The 25,829-nt window shown below is 73.1% G+C and carries 19 protein-coding genes; 6 read left to right on the top strand and 13 right to left on the bottom strand.

Annotated features, from left to right (window positions below):
* Positions 1-30 precede the first annotated feature (30 nt).
* The 4 genes from SL103_RS19630 to SL103_RS19615 form a co-directional block, all read right to left on the bottom strand.
* Positions 31-1,959, bottom strand: a complete 1,929-nt coding sequence (locus SL103_RS19630) for an AMP-binding protein (RefSeq protein ID WP_069570279.1) — start codon at positions 1,957-1,959, stop codon at positions 31-33.
* Positions 1,959-5,141, bottom strand: a complete 3,183-nt coding sequence (locus tag SL103_RS19625) for a non-ribosomal peptide synthetase (RefSeq protein WP_069570278.1) — start codon at positions 5,139-5,141, stop codon at positions 1,959-1,961. Before SL103_RS19625 ends, SL103_RS19630 begins: the two co-directional genes overlap by 1 nt.
* 142 nt (positions 5,142-5,283) lie before the next feature.
* Entirely contained in the window at positions 5,284-6,639 is a 1,356-nt protein-coding gene (locus tag SL103_RS19620) for a non-ribosomal peptide synthetase (RefSeq protein ID WP_069570277.1), read from the bottom strand.
* A 241-nt stretch (positions 6,640-6,880) separates the two neighbouring features.
* Positions 6,881-8,245 carry an MFS transporter gene (locus SL103_RS19615; protein WP_079145863.1) on the bottom strand — a complete coding sequence of 455 codons (1,365 nt, stop codon included), beginning with the start codon at positions 8,243-8,245 and terminating at the stop codon, positions 6,881-6,883.
* 379 nt (positions 8,246-8,624) lie between these two features.
* On the opposite strand from SL103_RS19615, the gene SL103_RS19610 reads away from it, so the two are divergent.
* The 3 genes from SL103_RS19610 (at position 8,625) to SL103_RS19600 (ending at position 11,464) form a co-directional block, all read left to right on the top strand.
* Positions 8,625-8,900 carry a hypothetical protein gene (locus SL103_RS19610; RefSeq protein ID WP_069570276.1) on the top strand — a complete coding sequence of 92 codons (276 nt, stop codon included), beginning with the start codon at positions 8,625-8,627 and terminating at the stop codon, positions 8,898-8,900.
* Between the two features lie 204 nt (positions 8,901-9,104).
* Complete coding sequence (locus SL103_RS19605) at positions 9,105-9,431, top strand: hypothetical protein (protein WP_244303973.1); 327 nt, start codon at positions 9,105-9,107, stop codon at positions 9,429-9,431.
* Positions 9,432-9,697: 266 nt separating this feature from the next.
* Positions 9,698-11,464 carry a M28 family peptidase gene (locus SL103_RS19600; protein WP_069570274.1) on the top strand — a complete coding sequence of 589 codons (1,767 nt, stop codon included), beginning with the start codon at positions 9,698-9,700 and terminating at the stop codon, positions 11,462-11,464.
* Between the two features lie 61 nt (positions 11,465-11,525).
* On the opposite strand, the gene SL103_RS19595 is transcribed toward SL103_RS19600, so the two are convergent.
* Entirely contained in the window at positions 11,526-12,827 is a 1,302-nt protein-coding gene (locus tag SL103_RS19595; RefSeq protein WP_069570273.1) for a glycosyl hydrolase family 28-related protein, read from the bottom strand.
* Between the two features lie 38 nt (positions 12,828-12,865).
* On the opposite strand from SL103_RS19595, the gene SL103_RS19590 reads away from it, so the two are divergent.
* Entirely contained in the window at positions 12,866-13,594 is a 729-nt protein-coding gene (locus SL103_RS19590) for a CDP-alcohol phosphatidyltransferase family protein (RefSeq protein WP_069570272.1), read from the top strand.
* 58 nt (positions 13,595-13,652) lie between these two features.
* Here the strand turns inward: SL103_RS19590 and SL103_RS19585 are convergent, their stop codons facing one another.
* The 5 genes from SL103_RS19585 to SL103_RS19565 form a co-directional block, all read right to left on the bottom strand.
* Complete coding sequence (locus SL103_RS19585) at positions 13,653-14,081, bottom strand: adenylyltransferase/cytidyltransferase family protein (RefSeq protein ID WP_069570271.1); 429 nt, start codon at positions 14,079-14,081, stop codon at positions 13,653-13,655.
* 47 nt (positions 14,082-14,128) lie between these two features.
* A complete protein-coding gene (locus tag SL103_RS19580) occupies positions 14,129-15,667 on the bottom strand; it encodes a fibronectin type III domain-containing protein (protein WP_244303972.1) in 1,539 nt (512 codons plus the stop codon).
* An 89-nt stretch (positions 15,668-15,756) separates the two neighbouring features.
* Positions 15,757-17,286, bottom strand: a complete 1,530-nt coding sequence (locus SL103_RS19575; protein WP_069573932.1) for an oligosaccharide flippase family protein — start codon at positions 17,284-17,286, stop codon at positions 15,757-15,759.
* Between the two features lie 38 nt (positions 17,287-17,324).
* Positions 17,325-19,007 (bottom strand): polysaccharide biosynthesis tyrosine autokinase, encoded by a 1,683-nt coding sequence (locus SL103_RS19570; RefSeq protein WP_069570269.1) that lies wholly within the window; start codon positions 19,005-19,007, stop codon positions 17,325-17,327.
* Positions 19,004-20,497 (bottom strand): hypothetical protein, encoded by a 1,494-nt coding sequence (locus SL103_RS19565; RefSeq protein ID WP_069570268.1) that lies wholly within the window; start codon positions 20,495-20,497, stop codon positions 19,004-19,006. Before SL103_RS19565 ends, SL103_RS19570 begins: the two co-directional genes overlap by 4 nt.
* Before the next feature lie 129 nt (positions 20,498-20,626).
* Here SL103_RS19565 and SL103_RS19560 point away from each other — a divergent pair, with 129 nt between their 5' ends.
* The gene (locus tag SL103_RS19560; protein ID WP_079145860.1) at positions 20,627-21,895 is read left to right on the top strand and encodes a glycosyltransferase; all 1,269 of its coding nucleotides are present in this window, start codon (positions 20,627-20,629) and stop codon (positions 21,893-21,895) included.
* A gap of 35 nt (positions 21,896-21,930) precedes the next feature.
* On the opposite strand, the gene SL103_RS19555 is transcribed toward SL103_RS19560, so the two are convergent.
* From SL103_RS19555 to gmd, 3 genes are read right to left on the bottom strand one after another with little or no spacing between them, the layout of a single operon-like run.
* Positions 21,931-23,049, bottom strand: a complete 1,119-nt coding sequence (locus SL103_RS19555) for a glycosyltransferase (protein WP_069570267.1) — start codon at positions 23,047-23,049, stop codon at positions 21,931-21,933.
* On the bottom strand, positions 23,046-23,615 hold the full coding sequence (locus tag SL103_RS19550; protein WP_069570266.1) for an acetyltransferase: 570 nt from the start codon (positions 23,613-23,615) through the stop codon (positions 23,046-23,048). Before SL103_RS19550 ends, SL103_RS19555 begins: the two co-directional genes overlap by 4 nt.
* Positions 23,612-24,625, bottom strand: a complete 1,014-nt coding sequence (gene gmd, locus SL103_RS19545; RefSeq protein ID WP_069570265.1) for a GDP-mannose 4,6-dehydratase — start codon at positions 24,623-24,625, stop codon at positions 23,612-23,614. The genes SL103_RS19550 and gmd overlap by 4 nt, the downstream gene beginning before the upstream one ends.
* Before the next feature lie 185 nt (positions 24,626-24,810).
* Between gmd and SL103_RS19540 the strand changes: the two genes are divergently transcribed.
* Positions 24,811-25,755 (top strand): GDP-L-fucose synthase family protein, encoded by a 945-nt coding sequence (locus SL103_RS19540; protein ID WP_069570264.1) that lies wholly within the window; start codon positions 24,811-24,813, stop codon positions 25,753-25,755.
* Positions 25,756-25,829 lie beyond the last annotated feature (74 nt).

The raw sequence follows: 25,829 nt of genomic DNA, 5'->3' as shown, positions 1-25,829 counted from the left end.
GCGTCGTGCGGGGCGGGAACGGTGGTCATCTCAGGCACCCCCGGACGTCAGGGCCGCGCGCCGGGCGTCGACCAGGGCCGCCACCGCCCGCAGGTCGGTCTGGCGCAGCAGTTCGGGGGCGCGCAGCCGCACCCCGCTCTCCCGCTGGACGGCGGCCAGCAGGCGGGCGGCGGCCAGCGAGGTGCCGCCCACCGCGGTGAAGTTGTCCGCCAGCGTGGTCTGCGGACGGCCCAGCAGGTCACGCACCGTGCCGAGCACCAGCCGCTCCCCGACGGTGGCCTCGTCGCTCCCGGCCCCGTCCGCGGCGGCCGCGCCGGTTCCGGTGTCCGGTGCGGTCTCCCGGCGGAGCAACTCCGCGCGGTCCACCTTGCCGTTGGCGTCCAGCGGGAAGCCGTCGACGATCCGTACGGCCGAGGGCACGGCCTGCTCGGGCAGCCAGGCCCGCACCACCGGCAACAGGGCCTCCGGCGTCGGGGCGGCGCCGGCGGCCGGCCGCACGTACGCCACCAGGCGGGTGTGCCCCTCCTGGCCACGGACCGCCACCACGACGGCGCTGCGCACCGCCGGGTCCTGCTCGAACGCGGCCTCCACCTCCGCCGGTTCGATCCGCACCCCGCTGACCTTCACCTGGTCGTCGAGCCTGCCCAGGAATTCGAGCCGGCCGTCCGCGCGCATCCGCACCCGGTCACCGGTGCGGTACAGACGGTCCACACCCGGCAGCGCGACCCCCGCGGGCGGCGCGGTGAAGCGGCGCGCGGTCAGCTCGGGATCCAGGTAGCCGAGCGCCAGACAGCGCCCGCCGAGGCACAGCTCGCCGTCCTCGCCGCGGGCGACCGGGCGGCCGTCCGCACCGGTGACGACGACGACCGCACCGGGCACCGGCGCGCCGATGGGCGGCGCGCCCTCCCCGCCCGCCTCGGGGTCCGTGCCGCGCATGGCGTGCGACGTGACGAGGACGGTGGCCTCGGCCGGCCCGTACGCGTTGTGGACGGTGGCCGTGACGTCCGGGCCGGGGCGGCGGCGCATCCGGTCGCCACCGACCACCAGGTGACGCAGCGTCAGGCCGGCGGGCCAGGGCCGGTCCAGCAGCGGTTCGACCATCGGCGTCGCCGCGACCGCCACCGACACGGCGGCCTCGCGCCACCACTCGGTGAGCACCTCGGCGTCCCAGCGGACCGCGTCCGGAGCCGGGACCAGCGCCGCCCCGGACGTCAGCCCGGCCCACAGCTCCAGCACGTGCGGGTCGAACGCCACCCCGATGAGCAGGGAGTGCCGGTCCCCGGGAGCCAGACCGGTCTCGGCGCGGTACCAGTCGAGCAGCGTGCCGAGCGCGTCCTCGGCGACCGCGACGGCCTTGGGGCGGCCGGTCGAGCCGGAGGTGAGCACCGCGTAGAACGCACCGGCGGGCGCGGGCCGGCGGCCCGCGGCACCCTGCCCGGCGAAGGCCGCGACGGCCGCGGCGGGAGCGTTGACGCCCGCCGTGGGCAGCGGCAGCTCCACCTGGTCCGCCGTCCGGTACCGGGCCGGCAGCCGCCCCGGCTCACCGATCAGACAGACCACGGCCAGGTCGTCTGCCACGGCGTCCACACGGCGCTCACCGGGCTGCGGACCGAGCGGCAGATAGACCGCGCCGAGCCTGGCCAGCGCGACCGCGGTCACCACGAGCGCGGCCGAACGGTCCAGGCACACGCCGACCAGGTCCCCGGGCCGGACCCGGTCGCGCAGCGCGTCCGCCACCTCGTCGGCGGCGGCGGCCAGCTGCCGGTACGTCCAGGTGCGGTCCCCGTCGAGCACCGCGGGGGCCTCGGGCGAGCGGGCGGTCCACTCCGTGAGGCGGGCGAGTACGCCGCCGGCCGGGCCGGGGTCGGCGCCGAGCGCGATGCTGAGCGGACCGGCCTGCGGGGCCGGGCGGGTGGTGGTGCCCGTCGCGGAGGCGGGGGCGGTCTCGGTCGGGGACATCAGGACTCCGTCACGGGGGTCGTAGCGGCGGGGGCGGGCACGGTGGCGACGGCGGCGAGCGCGTCGGCCTGGTCGGCGAACACCGGGTTGCTGAAGAGCAGCCGCAGCGGCGGGCGCGCGCCCAGCGCCGGCTCCAGCCAGGCGGCCAGCTGCGCGGCGAGCAGCGAATGACCGCCGACGCGGAAGAAGTGCGCGGCCGCGTCGAAGCGGCGGTGGCCCAGCACCTCGTGCCAGCCGTCGGCGAGCAGCGCGGCCAGCGGACCGTCCGGCAGCGCGCCCGTACCCTCGGCAGGTCCGGCCGGCACCACCGGCGCGGACGGCGCCGGCGCCGGGGTCCGCCGGGACAGCGCCACCCGGTCGGGCTTGCCGCCGGCCAGCCGCGGCAGCACCGCCAACCGCACCCACTGCCCCGGCACCAGGGCGCTCGGCAGCCGGCGGCTCAACTCCGCGTGCAGCGCCGGCTCGTCCCACTCCGTGTCGCGCTCCGCGCCCTCCAGGAAGCCGACGAGCCGGGGACCGCCGGGGGCCTCGCGGTCCAGTACGACGGCGCAGGAGCGGCCGTCCAGTACGGCCGAGGCGGCGGCCTCCACCTCCTCCAGCTCGATGCGGTAGCCGCGCAGCTTGATCTGGTTGTCCCGGCGCCCCAGGAAGTACAGCAGCCCGTCCAGGCCCCGGTAGCCGACGTCACCGGTCAGGTAGACCCGTTCACCGCCCAGCGCGTCGACCGTGACGAACCGCGCGGCGGTCGCCTCGGGATTGCCGGCGTACCCCTCGGCGAGCCCGGCACCGGCGATGGCCAGCTCGCCGACCGCGCCGTCCGGCAGCGGCCGGTGCGCGGCGTCCAGCACATGGACCCGCTCGCCGGGCAGCTCGGTACCGAGCGGGATCTCCGCGCCCTCGGCGAGGCCCGTGCGGCTGATCTCGTGGACGGTGGAGCTGACGGCGGCCTCCGTCACGCCGTAGACATTGAGCACGGTGGCGTCGGTCTCGGCGAGGAACGCGCGCATCACCTCGGCCGGGAGGCGCTCCCCGCCGAGCACCAGCAGCCGCGGCGTCCACCGGCCGTCGCGCAGCGCCGGGGACATGTCCTCGCGGGTGGCGAGGAAGTAACTGGTGGGCAGGTTCGCCACGGTGACCCGGGCGGCGACCAGCAGCGCCGTCAACTCCGCCCCGGTGGGCACCTCGTGCTCGGGAACGACCAGGCACGCCCCGGCGTACAGCGACGGCAGGACCTCTTCCAGGGCCACGTCGAACGACGGCTGGGCGAACAGCAGCACCCGGTCGCCCGGCGCCAGCCCGAACCGCTCGGCCGCGCCGGTCAGATGGTTCTCCAGCGCCCCGCGCCCGACGGCGACCGGCTTGGGGATGCCCGTCGAGCCCGACGTGTGGATGAGGTACGCGGCCCCGGGCACCACCGCGGCGTCCCGGGCCGGCGGGAACACCGGGGCGTCGACCGGCGCGGCGGGAAGACCGGCGGGGACCGACCCGGCGGTGTCCGCGGAGGTCAGCACGAGCGCCGGGGACAGTCGCTCCAGCAGCAGCGCGAGACGGGCCGGCGGGTCCGACGGCGACAGCGGGCAGTAGACCGCCCCGGTCCGCAGACACGCCAGCAGCGTCACGACGGAGTCGGCCCCGCGGGGCAGCACCGCGGCCACCGGCAGGCCGGCCGTCACCCCCGCCGCCCGCATCCGCTCCGCGAGCGAGGCCACCTGCGCGTCGAGGTCGCCGTAGGTGATCCTGCGGGCGCCGACGAGGAGCGCCGGCAGCGCGGGGTCGTGCGCGGCGGCCGGGTCGAGCGGGTCGCGGTCCACCGGCCGGGGCTCGGGAACGGCGACGGCGGGCACCGGCGGCAGCGCCAGGTCGGCGAGGGCGCGGCCCGGCGCGTCGAGATACGCCCGCAGCAGATCCAGGAACCGTTCGGCGAGCAGCTTCGCGACGTCCTCGCCGAACATGTCCGCGTCGTAGTCCCACACCAGCGTCATGCCGGCCGCGCCGTGCCGGGGGCCGACACCGCGCCGGTCGTCGGGCAGCAGCACCACGTCCAGGTCGAAGCGGGTGGTGCCGGTGTTGAACCCCTCGAACAGGGTGATGTCCAGGCCCGGCACCTCGATCTCCGGCAGCTCGGCGTCGTGTGCGCTGAACATCACGCCGAACAGCGGATTGTCCGCGCCGGAGGTGTGCATGCCGAGCGCCCGGGTCAGCTCCTGGACCGGCACCTCCTGGTGCGGCAGCGCACGGATCAGGGTGTCGGTGACCTCGTCCATGGACTCCTCGGCCGGTGCGGCCGGGTCCAGTCGCAGCGCGAGCGGAATGGTGTTCACGAACATGCCGACCGCGTCCTCGAACCCGCGCGGGCGGTTGCCGACCGCGGTGCCGATGACCATCCGTTCCCGGCCGCTGTGCCGGCGCAGCAGCTCGGCGAACAGCCCGAGGAGCGTGGCGAACGGGGTCAGGCCGCGGTCGGCGGCGTGCTCCCGCAGCCGTACGGCCAGGTCCGCGCCGATCGACTGGCGCAGCTGCCCGCCGTGATGCCGGCGCCGCGAGCCGGGCCGGGCCAGCCCGGGCAGCGGCATGTCGTGCGACATCTCCCGCAGTTCCTCGGCCCAGAACGCGAGGCCGGCCCGACGCTCCTCGGCGGCGGCGGGACTGTCCGCGGCGCGCACGTGATCGGCGTACGAGGGCGCCGCGGGCAGCTCGACGGGTTCGCCCAGCACGTGCCCCCGGTAGACGGTGAAGACGTCCCGCAGCAGGATCGCGAACGAGTGGCCGTCGTGGATCAGGTGGTGCTCGACGTGGATGAGCCGGTGCCGGTCCGGTCCCAGCCGGACCAGGGTCCAGCGCAGCAGCGGTGCCCGATAGGTGTCGAGCGGGGTCTCGGCCTCGGTGCGCAGCAGCTCCTCGAAGGCGCCGTCGGGGTCGGTCGCACCGCTCAGGTCGACCGTGCGCAGCGGCGGGGCGCAGCCTTCGGCGACGCGCTGGCCGGGCACCGCTCCGGGGACGGCCACGAGTTCCAGCCGCAGACCGGGGTGCCGGTCGAGGGCGGCGGCGAGCCCGTGGCGCAGGGCCTCGGTGTCGAGGGTGCCCCACAGATCGAGTGCGGCGGTGAAGTTGTAGGCGCGGCTGCCCGGTTGCACCTGTTCGTGCAGCCAGACGATCTCCTGCGAGGAGGAGAGCGGAAGCATGGGCGGTCCCTGATGAGGTGGTCGGATCGAGGCGTACGGCCGGGCCCGGTCGGGTCGGCCGTGGGTGCGGACCGGCCGCGGATCGCGCGACGGGTCCGGCGGGGGTATGCGGGTGGTGCGGTGGGTGGCGGCGACCGGGGCGTCAGCCGCTGGTGCGGGCCGGGGAACGCAGGGCGTCGGTGAGCGCGGCGAAGGCGTCCCCGGCGGTGCCGTCGGAGTGCACCGCGCGGTCCCACACCATGCGCAGCGCCAGTTCCGGGCCCTGGGTGACGGACACCGCGAACGGGCCGCGCACCGGCCTGCCGTCAATGTGGATCTCCCGGCCCGGCACGCCGCCCAGGCGGAGCGCGGGACGTCGCCGGGCGTCGTCCACGGTCAGCAGCCCGTCGAGCCGCCCGGTCCAGGCGGAGCCCGCGGTCCGCGCCGCGTGCACCACCGTGTCGAAAGGCGCGGCCGCGTGGTCCAGGTCGTCCCACCAGGCGCCGGCGGTCTCCTCGGGCGACGCGGGGGCCGTCCCGGTCGCGGTGGGGAAGACCACGGTGTTCAGGAAGCAGCCCAGGACCGGCGCGGCGCCGGGCGGGCGGCCGCCCCACGGATAACCGAGCGGCAGCACATGGGCCGTGCCGTGGAGCACCGTCGCGGCGGCGCGGCAGGCGTCGAGCAGCTGAGGGAAGGACGTCCCGGTGTCCGGCGCGGGGATCCGCGCCTCGGCCGAGCCGCTCGGCAGCGTGCCGGAAGCGCCGGCCGCCGGCCGCGCCGGCTGCTGCGGGGGCACGGCGGCCCGCTCACGGACCGCGCGGAGCCGGTCGCCCCAGTACGCCAGCGCCGCCGGCGAGCCGGCCCGCTCCTCCGCGTCCAGCTGGAGCAGCACGGCCTCCCGGTAGGCGTCGAGTTCGGCGGCGACATCGTTGGGTGACGGCTCGTCAGCCCCGTGCCCCGCGGCGTAGGCGGCGCCCAGCTCCTCCACGAGCCGGGCCAGCGACTGGCCGTCGCACGCGGTGTGCTCCAGTACGACGGCGAGCACCTCCCGCGGGCCGTCGGGCCCGTCAGGCGCGGTGCCGGGTCCTTCCGGTGCCTCGTCCGGCCCGTCGGGGACCAGGAACAGCCGGAGCGGCGCCCCCTCCGGGCTCCAGTCGCGCAGCACCCGCCGCACGGCCGTCGCCGCGCTCTCCCCGGCCGCCGGCGCGACCCGCACCACCGGTACGTCCGGCCGGGCCAGGCGGAGCACCGGGGTGCCCCGCAGCACGTCGGGCCGGGCGCGCAGGACGGGGTGGAGTGCCGCGAGGTGCCGGGCGGCCGAGGCGAGGCGCCGGAGGTCCACCGTCCCGCGCGGGAAGGAGAAGAACATCGGCACGAGGTCCGGCCGCCCGGCCGGGTCCATGGACCGCACCAGCACGAAGCGACGCTGAGCTCCGGTGACGGGCAGCACGTCCGGTGCGCCGCCGTCGTCGTGGAGCCGGCGGAAACGGGCCAGGTACTGGCTCGTGATGCTGAGCACGGAAACCTCTCTGTAGGAGCTGACCGGGAGGGGCCGACCGCTCTGTCGGTGTCGTACCGCGCCGTCGGAATCCCCGGGGTGCAGCCGGCGGCGGTGAGCAGGGGTGGGGGAGTGGGGAGGGCGGCCGGCCGGCGGGACGGTGCGTGCCGGCGCGGCGGGGTGGTCCCCGTTCCGGGTCGTGTCAGGAACGGCGCCGGTGGGGTGTTCCGTTGCGGGTCGTGTCAGGAACGGCGCCGGCGGGTCACCGGCCCGCCGGCAGCGCGGCGTCCCCGTCGGGATGCGCCGCACCGGAGGGCGTCGCCCCGTCCACGGCGGTGTCCGGGTCCTGCTCCGGGTCCGTACCGGTCCCCGAGTCGTGCGGGGAGTCCGGCAGTTCACGCATCCGGCGCAGCGGGGAGAGCAGCAGCGGCAGCGGTACGACGAGGAATCCGGCCGCACACCACACCAGCGCCACACGGGCCCCGTACGCGTCGGCCAGCGCCCCGCCGGCGAGCGCTCCGAGGGGCAGGGTGCCCCACATCACGAACCGCAGGGTGGCGTTCATCCGGCCCAGCAGCCGGGGCGGGCACAGGGTCTGCCGGAAGCTCACCTGGGCGACGTTGTAGACGACCGCCCCGAAGAAGACCACACCGGAGCCGAGCGCGAAGAGCAGTGCGCCCGCGCCCCGCCCGGACAGCGGCCACAGCACCGCGAAGGGGCCCGTGACCAGCGCGGACAGCCAGATGAGCCGCGCCCCGCCGAGCCGTGCGGCGAGCGGGCCGGCGCACAGCGCGCCCGCCAGACCGCCGATCGCGGCGGCGGACAGCACCAGACCGACCGCGCCGGGGGCCAGCCCCAGCACCCGTACCAGGAAAACGGCCTGAGTGGCCATCAGAACGGCGCTGAAGAGGTTCGCCAGGCCCGTGGCGGTGGCGATCACCCGCAGCAGGGGGTGGCCGAACACGAAGCGCAGGCCCTCGCCTACCTCCTTGCGCAGCGACGCTCCCGGTACGGGCTGCGGGCGGCTCTCCGGCCGTTTGATCCGCCGGAGGAACAGCGCGGACAGGGCATAGCCGGTCGCGTCCGCCACGATGGCCAGCGGCGCCCCCAGCAGCTGCACCAGCCCGCCGCCGATGCCGGGGCCCGCGACCTGCGCCGAGGAACGGATCGTCTCCAGCGCCCCGTTGCCGGCGACCAGTTGCTCCTTCGGCAGCAGCTGCGGCAGGAAGCTCTGGTGTGCCACGTCGAAGAAGACCGTGGCCACGCCGGTGATCAGGGCGACGACGTACAGCTGGGCCATGGTCAGGACACCCGTGACGGCGGCCAGCGGGATGCTCGCCATCGCCACGGCCCGCACCACATCGGCGCGGATCAGCAGCGGCAGCTTCCGCATGCGGTCGACCCAGGCCCCCGAGGGCAGCCCGACCAGCAGGAACGCGGCGGTCTCGGCGGCGGTGAGCAGACCCACCTGAAAGGCGGGGGCGTGCAGCTGGAGGACCGCCACGAGGGGCAGGGCGACCAGGGTCACCTGGGCGCCGAGCTGTCCGGCGGCGGCTCCGGCGAGCAGGAGGCGGAATTCGCGCATGCGCAGCGGGCCGCTGGTCGCGGCGCGGGGTCTGACGGGCATGACGATGACGTTCCGGTACCGGCTGATCGGTAGTCAAAAGACAGAGGGCACTTTCGGTCGGTTTTCTTCACCATTTGCGCACACAGACCGGAAATTTTCCGTCAGATCCTGGCAACTACCGGATGACATGCCTCTGCCGTGCTCTGGTGCGTGGCAGGTCCGCCGCCCGTCTCCGCTCACGATCCCTCCGGATCGCACGCAGCGTCACGGTCCGCATCCTGACCGAAAACAACCATCGATGTCCGTTTATGAGCCGAACAGATTGGTTCATCCGCTATGCGGTTCGATGGTGTGCCTGCCCGCCGGCGGCTGGTCCTGGTTGCCCGGCTCTGTCCGTGGCGAATTGCGGCCACCACCCCGGACCGGGCACGCTTGCGCCATGTCACATGTGAGGCTCGAAGCGTGGATCGGCGGGGAGTGGCTTGAGGTGGGCGCGGTGAGCGTCACCCTGACGGGGTCGGCACTGACCCTCTCCTTCGAACGCCAGCAGACCGAATCCGGATACCGGAGCCTCATCTGGGAGCCGCTGGAGAACTTCCTGCGCGAGTACCGCGAGGAACCGATCGTCGTCGTCCCGCTGGGCCGCAACCTCCCCGTCATGTTCGGCCCCGGCGCCGCCGGCCCCTTCCGTCTGGCGGAACTCTTCGCCGCCTGAGCCCCGGGCGCCCGCGGCGACTTCCGCTCCGCGGCCCCGGGCGCCGCGCACGCTCGTGCCGTCAGGTTATGGATGGTTCACCGGTTCGTCCGGATGAGGCAAAGCCCTTCATGTCGGCGGAGTTCGCAGCGCTTTGGGGTGCATTGTCAGTTCCGTCCGGTTCGGAGCCGGACGGGAATGACAAGGCAGAAAGGCAGGACCTCGATGACTGCATCGTCGATGGCTGAGTCCTCGATGACCGGAGCGTCGTCCACTGGCGGACTCCGCCGCGCCCTGGCGACGGGCGCGGCCGCCGTCGCCCTCGCCGGAGGTGTCCTCTTCTCCACGGCGGCCACCACCTCGGCCGAACCGCGGCCCGACAGCGACAACGTGGCGATCCAGCAGATTGACCGGGGAGAGCGGTGCCACGCGGTGCACCGGCACTGGACCCGCGTGTGGCACCCGGCCTGGCGGGACCGGCACGGCAAGCGGCACCCCGGCTACTGGACCAGGGTCCTGCACCGGGCGCACATGGTCTGCCACAAGCACTGACCCGACCGGTCCTGAGTTCGCGGGCCCCCGAGCCGTTCACCGGCTCGGGGGCCCGCCCGTTGCCGGCCGAGTGCCCGGATATCGGGCACCATCTGCTGCTTTACGACAAACACCGCGCCATGCAGGGACATCCGTTGACGTGAGGGTCATCAGGGTGTGAGGGTACGGCCGCTCGGGTCATGGACATGTCGTTCACAAGACGCCGTCACGACCCGGCGATCCACCAGAACCTCCACCGGCAGCACTCGCCACCCCCTCAAGGAGCCATGGTGCTACGAAGACTCATGGTGGCCGGCGTATCCCTCGTCGCCACCCTCGGAGCAGCGGGACTGACCACAGCGCCCATAGCCACGGCCGCGCCCCAGGCGGCCCCGGCGCCCGGCCCCGTCGTACGCGCGATATCGGCGCCCACCGCCGACGCCCCGGACGTCGATGTGACCAAGGTCCAGGCGCATCTGACCGAACTGAACGCCATCGCGAGCCGCAACGGAGGCACCCGCAAATCCAGCGGACAGGGCTACCGGGACTCCGTCGCCTACGTCAAGAACAAGCTTCAGGCAGCCGGATACACCGTCACCGAGCAGCCCTGCACCAGCGGCTGCGCCAGCGGAGCCGGACCGAACCTGATCGCCGAGTGGCCGCAGGGCGACACCGCCAAGGTCTACATGTTCGGCTCGCACCTCGACAGCGTCGGAGCCGGCCCGGGCATCAACGACAACGGCTCCGGCTCGGCGGCCCTGCTGGAGACGGCCCTCACCCTCGCCGAGCACCACCCCGCCATGGCGGCCCGCGTCCGGTTCGGCTGGTGGACGGACGAGGAACAGGGCCTCAACGGCTCGGACTTCTACGTCAACTCCCTGTCGTCCGCCGAGCGCACGAGGATCAAGGCGTACTACAACTTCGACATGATCGCCTCGACCAACGGCGGCTACTTCATCAACCACCTCACCTCCGCCGCGGCCCAGCCCATGAAGGCGTACTGGGACTCGCTCGGCCTCCAGCCGGAGGAGAACACCGAGGGTGCCGGCCGCTCGGACGACTACTCCTTCGAGCAGGCCGGCATCCCGACCTCCGGATACGCCATGGGCGCCGGTGCCCGGAAGACCACGGCGCAGGCGGCGAAGTGGGGCGGCACCGCGAACCGTGCGTACGACTCCTGCTACCACCAGTCCTGTGACACCACCAGCAACATCAACAGCACCGGACTCAACCGCAGCGTCGACGGCATCGCCTCCACCCTGTGGAAGCTCGCCGTCACCGACTCCGCACCGGCCAACGACTTCTCGCTGAGCGCCAGTCCCGCCGCCGGCACCGTCGACCCGGGCACCTCGGCCACCACCACCATCGCCACGGCCACCACCAGCGGGTCCGCTCAATCCGTACAGCTGTCGGCGTCCGGCGCCCCGGCGGGCGTGACGGTCTCCTTCAGCCCCGGCTCGGTGACCTCCGGCAACAGCTCGACCATGACGGTCGCCACGGCCGCGGGCACGGCCCCCGGCAGCTACCCGCTCACCGTCACCGGCACCGGGTCCGTCTCCCACACCGCCACCTACACCCTGACGGTCCGGGGCACCGGCGGCTGCAGCGGTCAGCAGCTGCTCACCAACGGCGGTTTCGAGACCGGCACCTCGCCCTGGACCGGTGACACCGGCGCCATCGGCTCCCACGCCGGCCAGTCGGCGCACGGCGGCAGCAGATTCGCCTGGCTCGGCGGCTACGGCTACTCCGCCACCGACACGATCACCCAGACCGTGACCGTGCCCGCCGGCTGCGCCAGGGCCACCTTGACCTACTGGCTGCACATCGACACGGACGAGACGGACCGCGTCGCGTACGACACCTTCAAGGTCAAGGCGGGCGGCACCACGCTGACCACCCTGTCCAACACCGACGCGGCGAGCGGCTACGTCCAGCGCACCCTCGACCTGACCCCCTACATCGGACAGCGCATCGACCTGACCTTCACCGCCACCGAGGACTCCGGTCTGCAGACCAGTTTCGTCCTCGACGACGCGGCCCTGCAGGTGAGTTGACCCGAGGAGCGGAGGGGCGGACCCGTACACCCCGGGCCCGTCCCTCCGCTTCTTCCCCCGGTCAGGACCCCAGACAGTCGACGAACTTCACCCGGTCGCCCGCCCCGTCGATGAAGTCCTGCGGGGCATGATTGCGCAGCAGGCACATGTCGTAGCGGGCGCGCGGGCCGGTGTCCTCACCGTCCCTCTCGTAGTGGTGCCGCCCGGACAGCTGACACGAGTCGTAGCGCACCAGCGGTCCCCGGGCCCCTATGCGGTAGCGGTGCGGACTGGTGTCCGCCGCGAACGACTTGAACGCGTGCGCGGTGTCGTCGCAGTCGTTGAAGTGCACCGTTCCGCTGTCCCAGGCACAGTCGATCACCACGGTGTCCGGGTCGCGCACCTCGAAGCGGATGTCCTCGGCGTGGAAACGCTGTACGGAGTCGTGGTGCGGACCGCGCGGGAAGCGGAAGAAGGTGCTGGTGCGCCCGTAGTCATCGGTGTCCTCCGGGCGCCGGCCGGTGACGATGTACGAACCCCCGCGGCAGGTGATGGAACCCCCGTAGGGGAACTCCAGGAAGTTCCCCCAGGCGTATTCGACCTTCATGTCGTTGAACCAGTAGTTGAGGAACTGGTCCTGCTGCGGCCGGTCGGCGGACTTCTCCGACAGCCCCGAGTACAGGAACGCCTTGCGGTACGCCCCGCCGACCCGGCAGGCGTCCCAACGCATCTCCGAGTTGGTGTTGCTGCCGTCCAGGGCGAGCCCGTACGTCCACTCGCCGGTCCACTCGCACGCGGTGAAGCGGTAGTCCTGCGCCTGACCGGTCGAGTACGAGTAGAAGAACGAGGCGCCGGGCGTGCCCGCCGCGAAGGCCATCTGCTCGAACATCACATTCGCCCAGCTGTCCTCGTTGCGGCACAGGTAGGCGTCCTCGGCGTGGGACGGGGCGAAGATCAGCTGAGTCATCCGCTTCCCGGCCCCGCGGAACCGCAGTCCGTTCGCCTTGAGCTTTCCGCCGGGAGCGTCGAGCAGGGCGTGCGGCTGCTTGATGAGGTACGTGCCGGCCGGTATGTCGATCACCGTGCGGCCCACGTGGTCCCACACCCGGCCGGCGGCGCGGGCGTAGGCGCGGGCGAACGCGCGGCTGTCGTCGGTCCGGCCGTCCCCCTTGGCGCCGCAGTCCGCCACCACGTCGATGACGTCCTTGCCCCTGGGCTTGTGCCCGGAGACCACCGGAGCCTTCGCGTCGTCGGACGACCCGCCGGCTCCGGCGGGCGACGCGGACTCGCACCCGGTGAGCGCCGCCGCGAGGGCGGCCGCCGCCCCCGCCACGACCGTCCGGCGGGTGGCGGCACCGTTTGACGGAGAGATCCTGCCTGCCATGATGTTGCTCCTTCGGGGGCCGTTCACAGGTGGGGGATATGAGCCAGTTCGGATATGCGATCAGAGAACTCTCGGCGGCCCAGAAGACCGCGAAGGGAGTGTCCCTGTACTCGCGCTATGTGAATCGTCCGGCCGGCCGGGTACTGGCCGCCGCCGGCTACACCGCCAAACTGAGGCCCAATCACATCACGCTGATCAGTGCGGCGTTCACCTTCGCCGGTGTGGCGATGATTGCCGCGCTGCGACCCACGCCCGCCGCGGCGCTCGGCATTTTCGCGGCGCTGGTCATCGGTTTCGCACTCGACTCGGCCGACGGGCAACTCGCCCGGCTGACCGGCACCGGCAGTGCCGCGGGGGAGTGGCTGGACCACGTGGTCGACTGCGCGAAGATGCTGGCCGTCCACATGGCTGTACTCGTCTCGTTCTACCGCCACTTCGGATTCTCCGACCCCGTCCTGCTGTTCGTCCCCGTCGCCTTCCAATTCGCCGCGGTGATGGTCTTCTTCGGCGGCATCCTCACCGAACAGCTCAAGCGGGCCCAGCGGCTGCGGAACGGGGAAACCGGTCCGGCGTCCGCCGGGGTCTCCACGCTGCGCTCGATGGCCCTGCTGCCGGTCGACTACGGGGTGTTCTGTGCGGTGTTCCTGCTGTTCGGCAGCCGTGACCTCTTCGTGGTCCTGTACTGCGTCCTGCTCGCCGCGCACGTCCTCTTCATGGTGGCTTTCCTCGTGAAGTGGTACCGCGAACTGTCCGTCCCCGGCCGCTGAGGGCCGGGGACGGAACGCGACCGCGGCGGCCCCGGAATTCCACCGGGGCCGCCGCGGCTCACGCGGAATTCGCCAGCCCGTCGAGCGCCTGACGCAGCAGGGTGCTCGACGTGTGCACGGTGTACGGGAAATAGATCACCTCGACGCCGACCGTCGCGAAATCCCGTTCGAGCTTGTCGCCCTTGCTCGTCCCCCGCCAGTCGTCGCCCTTGAAGATGACGTCGAACCGCACCTGCTGCCAGGTCTCCAATTTGTCGGGCACCGTCTCCACGAACGCCGCGTCCACGAAACGGACACTGCGCACGATCTCCAGCCGTTCGGTGAGCGGAATGACCGGTGCCTTGCCTTTCGCCTGCACGGCCATTTCGTCCGAGACGACACCGGCCACCAGATAGTCGCACTGGCTCTTGGCATGCCGGAGAATGTTCAGATGCCCCACGTGGAAGAGGTCGTAGACCCCGGGTGCATAACCTACTCGGTGCGTCATTTACCCCCCACTGTTCACCCCCGCTGGTCAGCCGGTCCGGGCTGCGGTCAGTTCCTGGCGGTCACGTAGACCGGCCCGTTGCGGCCCGAGACGTTGGTGCCGTCGGTCACCTCCAGGGAGTAACGGTGCTCCGCGCCCGGCTCCACGGTGTCCGTGAAGCTCATGTCGGGCCGGTTCCAGTAGCGCGAATCCTTGGTCAGCGAGGTCAGATACGCGCCGTCCCGGTAGATCTTGTAGGTCAGCACGCCGTTGTCCCGGTCCCACGAAGCCTTCCACTTGAGCGTGATCTTGCCCCGCGCCGTGCTCGCACCGCTGAGCAGCGGCACCTGCGGCGCGCCGGTGTCCGGCGCCGCCGCGAACCTGGTCAGACCCTGCTGCGGCGCGTCGTTGACGGTGGTGAACTCACCACCCGCCCACAGGACGCCGTCGGCCATGGTCAGCGCGCGCGGGCCGATCTGCTCGCCGATCCCGTCGTTGGTGTCCGGGAACCACGGCAGGATCGTCTTGTCGGAGATCGACTGGGCCAGGAAGTGCTGGCGGTTGCCGATGTCCGGGAAGCCGCCCGGGGTGCTGCCGCAGTCGTGCGCGTGCGAGCCGCTGTAGAGCACGCCCTTGTAGGGCAGCACGGCCTGCGTGGCCCCGAGGCAGGTGTCCTTCCAGATCTGCGAGCCGTCCGACAGCCGGCCGGCGATCCGTCCGTCGAAGACGCCGCCGCCGGTGCCCTCGGCACCCAGGTAGAAGTTGGTGCCGTCGTTGACCAGCGTCTTGACCGCCGACCGCTGAGGGATCCAGCCGCTGAAGGAGTTCACGACCCTGCCGGTGGTCGCGTCCAGCCCGGCCAGCGCGTGCACGCCGAACAGGCTGCCGTTCACCGAGGTGAACCGGCCGCCGATGATGACCTTGTTGAGCTTCGGCGCCACCGTGATGGCGTTGACGCCCGGCGTGGGGTCGTTGGGGATCGACGAGCCGCGCACCGTCGCCTTGAAGGGCAGCAGGGCGCCATTGGGTCGCAGCGCGGCGATCCGCTCCCGGGTCTGGCCCTGGACCGTGTCGAAGCCGCCGCCGATGTAGACCGCGTCGTCGGTCACGTCGATGGCCCGTACGGTCGAGCTGACCGTCGGCTGCCACTCCGCGCCGATCGTGCAGTCGGCGGTGTTGAGCGCGGCGGTGTTGGAGCGCCCCACCGGGCCCGCCTTGCCGAACGAGCCGCCGATGTAGAGCAGCGAGCCGTCGGGCGACGGCTTCAGTGCCCGTACGGTGCCCGAGCCGCCGCTGAACGCCGGGGCGCACGGCAGCGGTTGGCCGGTTTTGGCGTCGAAGGCCGCGAAGTTCTTCCGGGCGAGCTCACCGCTGCCGGGGGCCGCGCCCGGCGGCCGGATGTGCTCGAAGGTGCCTCCCACGTAGACGATGCCCTTGGCGTAGGCCAGGGACCACACGATGCCGTCGGTCTGCCAGGTGGCCAGCGGATCGGCGGTGAGCGTGGACTCGCCGGTGGCCTGGGCGGGCCCGACGGCGAGTGCCGTCGAGGCGGTGCCCAGCACCGCGGCCGCGAGCAAGAGATGGACGGGTCTGCTTCTTTGGCGCACAGGTCCCCCCTGGATGCATTGGCGCGATCGGAATTATCGGGAGCGGAAGTCCGAACGAGATGAGTTCTGTGCGGAATTGAGTTCAGCGTTCATCGAGAGTTTTCCGAACCGCGCTTGCGCAACACCCCGAAGAACTCCCCTACCCCCAGCGGCAAACGATAGCGCCAGACGAGCGCGCCGAAAGCCCCAATTGACAAAACCATTCCCAAGAGAGCACCCGGAACGCCGTCGCCGAATAGCGTCCGCATAACGAACGCGACGGGCGCCACCACCCCGATGCCGAGCAGCGCGGCCAGCAGATAGCCGCGGTCCACGGTCCGGAATCCCAGCCGACGGCGGGCCAGCCAGGCCGAGGCACCGTTGTCCACGACGATCGCCAGCCCCCAGGAGACCGCCGCCCCCAGCACTCCGTAGCGCGGAACCAGCCATATTCCGCTGCCCAGTTGGACCGCGAACGCCACGCCGGCCACCACGAGGTTCCACACGCTCCGCCCGGCCATCAGGATCACCGTCTGCGCGTTGCCCACGCCGACGTTGACCAGACAGGCCACGGCCAGCGCCACCAGTCCCGGCGCACCACCGGCGAACCCCGCGCCGAACAGCGACAGCACGGTGTGCGGAAAGGCCGCCAGGAGCACGAACACCGGCCAGGAGAAGAGGGCGATCCAGCGTGTCGACAACCGGTGCAGATGGTGCGCCCGGTGCGGGTCGCCGCCCGCCGTCAGCCGGCTGATCTGCGGGGCCACCGCCAGCCGGACGGCCAGCTGGAGCAGCGTCCCGGCGGTGATCAGCCGCCCGATCGCCGTGTAGACCCCCGCCTCGGCGCTGGTACCCAGCACCGAAAGCAGGATCACCCCGAGCCACACGGCGGTGATGTCGAAGACCGAGGACACCGCCCGCGGACCCGCGAACGCCCAGAACTCCCGTGCCTGCGACGGCGGTCGGCCGGTGCCGGGGTGCCTGCGCAGGGACCTGCGCAGCGACACGCACGCCGCCACCGCCCCCAGCACGCCCGGTACCAGCCATGCCGCGGACAGCGCCGTCACCGTCGGCACGAGCAGCACCAGCGGCACCGCGAGCAGGACCCGCAGCACCGGCTTCCCGATCTGCTCCACGCCCACGAACGGCACCACCGAGCCGTACCCCCGGGTCGCGCCGAGCAGCACCAGCGCGACCGTCGTCACCGGCAGGAACACCGCGAACAGCCGCAGCAGCGCCACCGCCTGCCCGGTCGCCAGGTCCGGCAGCAGCCGGCCGGCGAGACCGGGGGAGAACAGCACCACGGCCGCCCCGGCGGCGCTCGTCAGCAGCGTCGGCAGGACGGCGGTCCGCAACAGCCCCGGCACCCCGGCGCCACCGGTGTGCTCCAGGTCCCGCGAGACGAACCGGACCAGGGCGGTATCGGCGCCCAGCTTCAGGGCGTTGCTGACGATGGTGAAGGCGGCGACGCCGGTGAAGACCGCACCCGCCCCGCGGGCCCCCAGCCCGTGGGTGACCACGGCGACCAGGGCGAACCCGAAGAGCGCGTTCGCGGCCGAGCCGGCCAGCGCGAACAGACTGCCGCGCGCGGTCGTGGCGACGCCGTGCCCGCCGTCCACGGCCCGGGCGGGCGCCGGCACGGGCGGCCCGCCCCCGGGACCCGCCGGGCGGATGGCCGTCACCCGCGCAGCGAGGGCGCGTCAGTGCCGACGGGCGCTCCGGCCGCCGGGCCCGCGCCGGAGGGCGGCGGCGGGCCTGATCTGGCCGGCGGCACCACCACGGAACCCCGCGCCCGGCGGCCGCGGCCCCGCTTGCGGGCCGTCGGACCGCTGTCCGTGAGCCCGCGCAGCGACCGCCCCCGGCTGCCCTTGTCCAGCACCGCCCCGAGGATGTGCCCGCCCGCCCCGGTGATCAGCTCCCACACCCGGTCCAGGTCGTCCCGGCGCACCTCGTTGAGGTCGCAGACCACCACCACCCCCGCCGCCTGCTTGGCCACCGCCAGCCCGTCCGCGTGCGTGAGCAGCGGCCCGGTGACCACCACCACGTGCTCGTCGGGGCCCGACGGCGCGTTCAGCAGCCGGGCGAACTGCGGCGAGGTCAGAGCACGGGCGGGGTTGGGGACCTCCCGGCCCGGCAGCAGGTCGAAGCGCCCGTCGACGCCCGCGTCCACCGCGAGCCGCTCGCCCTCCGCCCAGCTGCCCGGCACCGGCCGCCCGTGCCCCGGATGCAGCGGGAGCCGCTGGGCGAGCTCGGGCGTCCGCAGATTCGCCTCGACCAGCAGGATGTCGTTGCCGATCTCGGCGAACGCCCCGGCGAGGTTGACCGCCACCGACACGGCGTCCGCGTTCTCCCGCGGCGCGACGATCAGCAGGCTGCCCCGGCCGGCGAACCGCCGGTCGTGCACCAGCCGGAAGGCGATCGTGCGGTACGCCTCCGCGCGGTTGCCGTGACCGGACCTGCCGACCTCCAGCAGCCGCTCACCGCCCCGCCGCCGCGGCAGGATGCCCAGCACCGGCGCGCGCAGATTGTCCTGCACGTCCGCCACCGACCGGACCCGCGGCTCCAGCACCGAGCGGACCCAGGCCGCCAGGATGCCCAGGGCCAGACCGGCCACCGCACCGGTGAGCAGCAGCATCGCCAGTCCGGGGCTGGACGGGAAGGCCGGCGGGTCGCCCTTGCGGACGATGTCGCCGGGCGTGGTGTCGAGGGACTTCAGGCTGGAGATCCGCCCCTGCAGATCCGCGATCTCGGTCACCAGGTTGCCGCGCTCGGACTGGTCGGAGGTCTTCCCCGAGCCGGCGTTCGCCCCCGCGATCCGCTCGTCCAGCACCTTGCGCTGGTCCAGCAGGGGCTTCAGCTCGGCGCTGAGCTTGCTGACCGTCGTGTCGATCCGGTGGCTCGCCGCGTTCTCCCGGTAGTCGAGGTACGCGTGCACGAAGGCGTTGACCAGCGCGGCCGCCCGCTCCGGGGAGTCCGCGCTGTACTCGAACATCAGCGTCTGGGTCTCGGGCGGATTGCTCACCCGCAGGTCCCGCTGGAGGACGGCCGGGGCGGTCCGCTCGCCGAGCGCCTTGGCCGCGCCCGCCGCCACCGAGGCGCTCTGCGCGATCTGCCGCTCGGTGCCCATGCTGATCTGCTTGTCCACCGAGACGCCGCCGGCCTGGAAGGGCGCGGTGCTGATCGCGTGCACCACGACCTCGCCGGTGGCGGTGTAGGTGGAGCCCCCCAGCAGTGACACGGCGGCGCCGCCGAGCATGCCCAGCACCAGCCCGAGCACGATGAAGGCCCGGTAGCGGAAGAGCTGGCGCAGCTGATCGCGGATCTGGTCCGGCTCCTCCACGGGCTCGTCGAAGACGCTCACGTACGTGCTCCTTCTGTGGGTATGGGCGAGGAGGCCGCGCGCTCCGGCGCGTACCCGGACTCCTGCACCGACGGCGCCGACGGACGCCGGGACTTACGGGTGATCAGCAGCGGGACGCACACCAGCAGCGCGAGCGGGCCGACGATCGCCATGAGGCTGCCGCGCAGCAGCACCAGCTGGTAGAAGCCGAACGCCGGTACCAGCAGCGCCGCGAGCGTGCCCGGACGCCGCCGCAGCCGGTGCCGGAGGTCGTCGATGCGCCGCCCCACCGCGCCGATCAGACCGAAGACGGCGAGCACCGACGGGAAGCCTGCCCACATGTACGACTCGATCCACAGCGGCGCGGAGAGGTTCGAGAAGGTGTAGCCCGCGTGCCGGGCGAGCAGGATCCCGGCGTCGTCCGGCTTGCCCGGCCACGCCGTCCGCGGCACGAAGAACAGCGGCGGCCCCAGCGCCGCCGACGGGGTGAAACCATGCCTACGGACGTAGTCCACGCCCGTCTCCATCTGCTGGAACGCGTCGTAGTCGCCGTTGGAGGTGAACTGCTCGGCGAGCGACACGACGCGCACCGGCTCCCGCTTGTCGTAGCGGAAGTAGTCGCTGTACGGGAAGACCACCAGCACCACGGCCGCCACGCCCGCCGCACCGATGCGGAACGCCCGCGGCCCCCGCAGCCACGACGCCCCGAACACCACCGCCAGCACCACCGTCCCGGCCCAGAAACGCGGCTGGCTGATGGGATTGTTGACGACCACGTTCACCGCGAGCAGCAGCGGCAGCAGCAGCCACCGCAAACCGCGCAGGACCCGGTCGCCCTCCTTGAACCGCGGCACGTGCACCAGCGCCACCAGCGCCCAGAACGCCGGCACCGACAGCAGCCACGCCGCCATCGCCCGGCCCGCCGACCCCGACGGCTCGGCCTGCGCCGCCGCCTCGTTGGCGGCCTGCCGGCTGAGGAAGAACGCCGAGAGCCCGCCCTGACCGGGGATCAGCACCACGGCCAGCAGCAGCGCCACGCCGCACAGCAACAGCACCCGCCCGGGCGCCAGCCGCCGCGCCAGCAGCGGTTCGAGGACGACGGAGGAGCGGGACGACCGCCACGACGCCAGCGCCGACCCCGCGCTGTAGGCCACAAGACCCGTCTCCACCAGGACAGTTGTCACAAAGGCGGCGTCCGCGTCGACGAGGAAGCCGCGCGGGTAGGCGTCCGTCGCGAGCATGGCCAGCGGCGCGAGGCCCAGCCACACGTACGAGAAGAGCCAGAAGCCGAACGCGATCAACCGCGCCCGGACACCCGTCAGCACCCGGGCCAGCGCCGCGCCGGTGTGCACCACCACCACGCACTGGACGGCGAGCGCCGCGCCGAAGCGGGCGTCCAGCGACCGCAGCACCAGCAACGGCAGAAGCACCACCAGCACCAGCACCCAGCAGCACAGCGCGGCGACCGCACGCGCGGGCGGAGCGGTCCGCGACCGCCGTCCGGGCACCATCGGCCCACCTCCCCCCAGACCCCAACTCCCCATCGGAGAGCACAATCTAAGGGACATCCGATAACAAGGTCGTCTTCGGGACACAATCGCAACCCAATTCACAGTTCTCCGGGCCGAGCCGCTTCTACGATGACGGCACAGCCAGAGGGGGCAGCCGTGGAAGACTCGTTCGCCGGCCGGTGTGTGCTCGTGGTCTCGACCAACTACGCACCCGAACACACCGGCATAGGGCCGTACTCGACGCAGATAGCCGAACACCTCGCCGCGTCGGGCGCCGACACACATGTGCTCGCGGGCATGCCGCACTACCCGGCGTGGGAGGTGGCGCAGGGCTACCGCGGCCGGTGGCGGCTGCGGGAGCGTCGCGGCGGGGTGACCGTGCACCGTCGGCGGCACACCGTCCCGCCGCGCCAGACCGCCGCGCACCGCGCGCTGTTCGAGGCGAGCATCCTCGCGCACGGCGCCCTGGCGCCCCCGCGCATCCGGCCCGACGTGGTCCTCACCCAGATGCCCACCCTGGCCGGGGGAGTGCTGGGCGGCCGGCTGGCCCGTCGGGCCGGTGCCCCGCACGTCGTGGTCGTCCAGGACCTGATGGGCGCGGCCGCCGAACAGAGCGGCATCCGGGGCGGTGGCCGGGCCGCCGCCCTGGCCGCGGCGGTCGAGGGCAGAATCCTGCGCGGCGCCGCGGTCGTCGGGGTGGTGCACGAGTCGTTCGTGGACCGGGTCGCGGCGATGGGGGTGCCCCGGTCCCGGGTGCACGTGGTGCCCAACTGGACGCATGTGCAGGGCCCGAGCGGCGACCGGGAGCGTACCCGGGCCCGGCTGGGCTGGCAGCCCGGGGAGACGGTGCTGCTGCACGCCGGGAACATGGGCCTCAAGCAGGGGCTGGAGGTCCTCGTCGAGGCCGCCAGGCTCGCCGACCAGGAGGCCGCGTCCGTACGGATCGTGCTCATGGGCGACGGCAACCAGCGCGCGCACCTGCAGCGGCTCGCCGCCGGTGTCTCCTCGCTGTCCTTCCTGCCGCCGGCGGGCGCCGACGAATTCCCCGACGTGCTCGCCGCCGCGGACGTCCTCGCGGTGACCCAGAAGGCCACCGTGCTCGACATGAGCCTGCCGTCCAAGCTGACCTCGTACTTCATGACGGGACGGCCGGTGATCGCCTCGGTGGCCGCGGAGGGAGGCACCGCCCAGGAGGTGCTGCGCTCGGGCGCCGGGACGGTGATCGCGCCGGAGGACCCGAAGGGGCTGCTGGCGGAGGTGCGCGCGCTGGCCGACGACCCCGCGCGGGCCGCCCGGCTCGGCGCCCGCGGCCCGCACTACGTCGAGGAACGGCTCAGCAGCCGGGCGGGCCTGGAGCGGATCACCGGACTGCTCCGTCGCGCCACGGCCGGCCGGTAGGACCGGGCGGCGGGGCCGGACCCCCGCCGCCCTCCTCACCAGGCTCCCGTGACGGACCGGTAGTACTCCTCCAGCCGGTCGGCCACGGCCGTGAGGGAGAACTCCGCGTCGACGGCCGCCCGGCCGGCCCGCGCCACCCGCTCGCGCAACGCGTCGTCCTCCAGGAGCCGCAGCACCGCGTCGGCCAGCTGCTCCGGGGAACCGTCGGTCACCACGGCGGCCTCCCGGCGCCGGAGCGTGCCGGCGATCCCGCAGCTGTCCGTGCAGACCACCGGTGTGCCCACCGCCAGTGACTCCAGCACGCTCATCGGGAACGGCTCGTCGACGCTGGGCAGTACGTACACGGTGGCCCGCGCGGTCCGGCGCAGCGCCGCGTCGTGCTCCAGGGCACCGCCGTACGTCACCACCTCGCCGAGCCCCTCCTCGGCGATCAGCCGCCGCACCTCCGCCAGCCGCCCCTCGTCCGAACCGTGCACGGCGAACGCCGCATCGGGCCGTTTGCGGTGCACCAGCGCCGCCATCCGCACGAACGCCTCGGGCCGCTTACGGGCCTGCAGCCGGGCGAGGAAGAGCACATCGGCCGTCCCCCGCTCCGCCTCCGCCGCCCGGCCGCGCACCCCGTTGTTGAGCCGGACCAGCCGTGGGCCGCGCGGCCCCAGCACCCGCCGCAGCCCGGCCTCCTCCTCGTCGGTCAGCACCAGCGCGGCGGCCGCCCGGCGCAGCAGCGGGACGTAGACCCGGTCGAAGACCCGGGCGACGGCGCCGCGGCGGGGCTGGACCATGCCGTGCGTCTGCACCAGGAACGGCCGGCGGCGCAGCACCGCGACCGCGAGCGCGGCCAGCGAGACCAGATCCCGTCCGGCGTGCAGGTGAAGGACGTCGGCCCGGCCCGTCCGGCGCCACAGCAGCCACGGCAGCCCGGGATGGAACAGGCCGAGGAACCCCTGCCCCGGGACGAACGTGCGGGCGCGCCGGGCGCGCAGCGGCACCCCGTCCACGGCGCGCGGGGCGGCGCGTCGCCCCCGCCACAGCGAGACCAGCTCGACGTCGTGGCCCCGCGCGGCCAGCTCCCCCAGCTGCCCGGTCGCCACGCTCACCGGACCGCCGTACGCCCCGTCGTCGCTGACCAGGGTGACCACATGGGTGATCCTCATCGCGTGCCCCCGGTGGTGTGCACGGTCCCCGGGGGGACGTCCCGGTGGGCCACCGCGCCCGCGCCGACCACCGCGCCCGCACCGACGGTCACCCCGCGCAGCACCATGGCACGGGCGGCCACCCACGCCCCCGGCTCCAGCCGGATCGGCCCGTTGTCGAACTCGAAGGTGGGCGAACGGCGTTGATGGCTTCCGGTGCACAGCACCGCGCCCTGGGACACGCAGACGTCACTGGCGATGCTGATCGGTTCCAGAGTGATCAGCCAGGCGTCCTCGCCGACCCAGACGTCGTCGCCGATCGTCAGCTTCCACGGCCACTGCACCCGCACCCGGTGCCGGATCAGCACCCGGTCCCCGACCCGGGCGCCGAAGGCGCGCAGCAGCGCGGGCCGCAGCCGCGGCGGGCACCACCACTTCACGAAGACCACGTTCAGCACGGCGAACCAGGCGACCTGGGTCAGCAGCCCGCGGCCCTTGTCGTAGCCGGCGCCGGTGAAGCCGCGCAGCCGCCGGGCCGGGACGGCGGACGGAGCGGAAGGGACCGAAGGAACGGCGGAACGGCTCATCGGTCCACCCGCACCCGGTGACCGGAGAGCTCGTCCTCCAGCTGCCGGACGTCCGACTCGACCATGATCCGCGCCAGTTCGTCGAACTGCACCTTCGCCGACCAGTCCAGCAGGTTCCTGGCCTTGGACGCATCACCGATCAGCGCGTCCACCTCGCTGGGCCGCTCGTACTTCGGGTCGAAGCGCACACTGCGCTCCCAGTCCAGACCGACCGTCTCGAAAGCGGCCTGCAGGAAGTCCCGTACGGTGGCGGCCACCCCGGTCGCCACCACGTAGTCGTCCGGCTCGTCCCGCTGCAGCATCAGCCACATGGCCTCCACGTACTCCGGTGCGTAGCCCCAGTCGCGGACGGCGTCGAGGTTGCCGAGGTAGAGGTGTTCCTGCAGGCCCGCCTGTATGCGGGCCACCGCGCGGGTGATCTTGCGGGTCACGAAGGTCTCGCCGCGCCGCGGGCTCTCGTGGTTGAAGAGGATGCCGTTGACGCCGAACAGCCCGTACGCCTCGCGGTAGTTGACCGTCGACCAGTACGCCATGACCTTGGCGCAGCCGTACGGGCTGCGCGGGTGGAACGGCGTGCCCTCGTTCTGCGGCGGCGGGGTGGCACCGAACATCTCCGACGACGACGCCTGGTAGAGCCGGGTCCGGATGCCGCTGGCGCGGATCGCCTCCAGCAGCCGCACCGCGCCCAGGCCGGTCACGTCGCCCGTGTAGAGCGGCGCGTCGAAGGAGACCCGGACATGGGACTGGGCACCGAGGTTGTAGACCTCGTCGGGCTGCACGTCGCGCAGCAGATTCACCAGCGCCACCCCGTCCGACAGGTCGACGTGGTGCAGCAGCAGCCGCCGGTCGGGGGTGTGCGGGTCCTGGTAGATGTGGTCTATCCGCTCGGTGTTGAAGCTCGACGAGCGTCTCATCAGGCCGTGCACTTCATAGCCCTTGCTCAGCAGCAACTCCGCCAGATACGAACCGTCCTGGCCGGTGATGCCGGTGATCACGGCGGTTTTGGGCATGGCTTCCCCCCATGAGAAGTGATGGTGCTTCGGGATTGAACGGTCAATTCCCCACGTACCGTGGACAGACGGGGCGCGGGGCGTGGACGCTACCCGCTCGGTGATCGAGGGTCGAGAGCGAAGAGCGACAGATATTTCCGGAAATAGCCGGTGGGCGTAACGGGTTCGCTGTCACAATCCGGCACATGGATGACTTGCTGCCACCACCCGCCCGCGTCTTCGTCGCCGGCCACCGCGGCCTGGTCGGCTCCGCCGTGGCCCGGCGGCTGTCCGCCCGGGGCTACGACGTGCTGACCCGGACGCGCGCCGAACTCGAACTGCGGGACGCCGAAGCCACCGCCGCCTACTTGCGCAAGACCCACCCGGACGCGGTCGTCCTGGCGGCCGCCAAGGTCGGCGGAATCATGGCCAACAGCACCAGCCCGGTGCAGTTCCTGGAGGACAACCTGAGCATCCAGCTCAGCGTCATCGCCGGCGCGCACCAGGCAGGCGTGCGACGGCTGCTGTTCCTCGGGTCGAGCTGCATCTACCCCCGGCACGCCCCCCAGCCCATCACGGAGGACGCCCTGCTCAGCGGGCCGCTGGAGCCCACCAACGAGGCGTACGCGATAGCCAAGATCGCCGGCCTGGTGCAGATCCGCTCCTACCGCCGGCAGTACGGCAGCTCCTTCGTCTCCGCCATGCCGACCAACCTCTACGGCCCCGGCGACAACTTCGACCTGGAGACCTCGCACGTCCTGCCGGCGCTGATCCGCCGGTTCCACGAGGCGAAGGAGAACGGCCTGACCGATCTCACCCTCTGGGGTACCGGGACCCCGCGCCGCGAGTTCCTGCACGTCGACGACCTGGCCGCGGCCTGCGAGGTGCTGCTGCGCCGCCACGACGGCGACGACCCGGTCAACGTGGGCTGCGGTGAGGACCTGACCATCGCCGAGCTCGCCTCCTGCGTGGCCGCCGCCGTGGGCTACGAGGGCCGGATCTCCTTCGACCGGTCCCGCCCCGACGGCACCCCGCGCAAGCTCCTCGACATCACCGCGATGCGCGCCCTGGGCTGGGCACCGACCATCCCGCTGGCCGAGGGCATCGCGCAGACCTACCGGGCGTGGCGGTCGCAGCCCGCACCGGCCTGACGCCGCCGCAGGGCCCGCGGAGTGCGGGCGGCCGCCCCTCGTCGAGGCGCCGCCGCCCGCACCCCGGGCCCGGC

This window comes from Streptomyces lydicus (genome assembly GCF_001729485.1).
Lineage (GTDB): Bacteria > Actinomycetota > Actinomycetes > Streptomycetales > Streptomycetaceae > Streptomyces > Streptomyces lydicus_D.
Note: the sequence above shows the minus strand (reverse complement) of the source record. Positions and strands in the feature narration are given on the sequence as shown.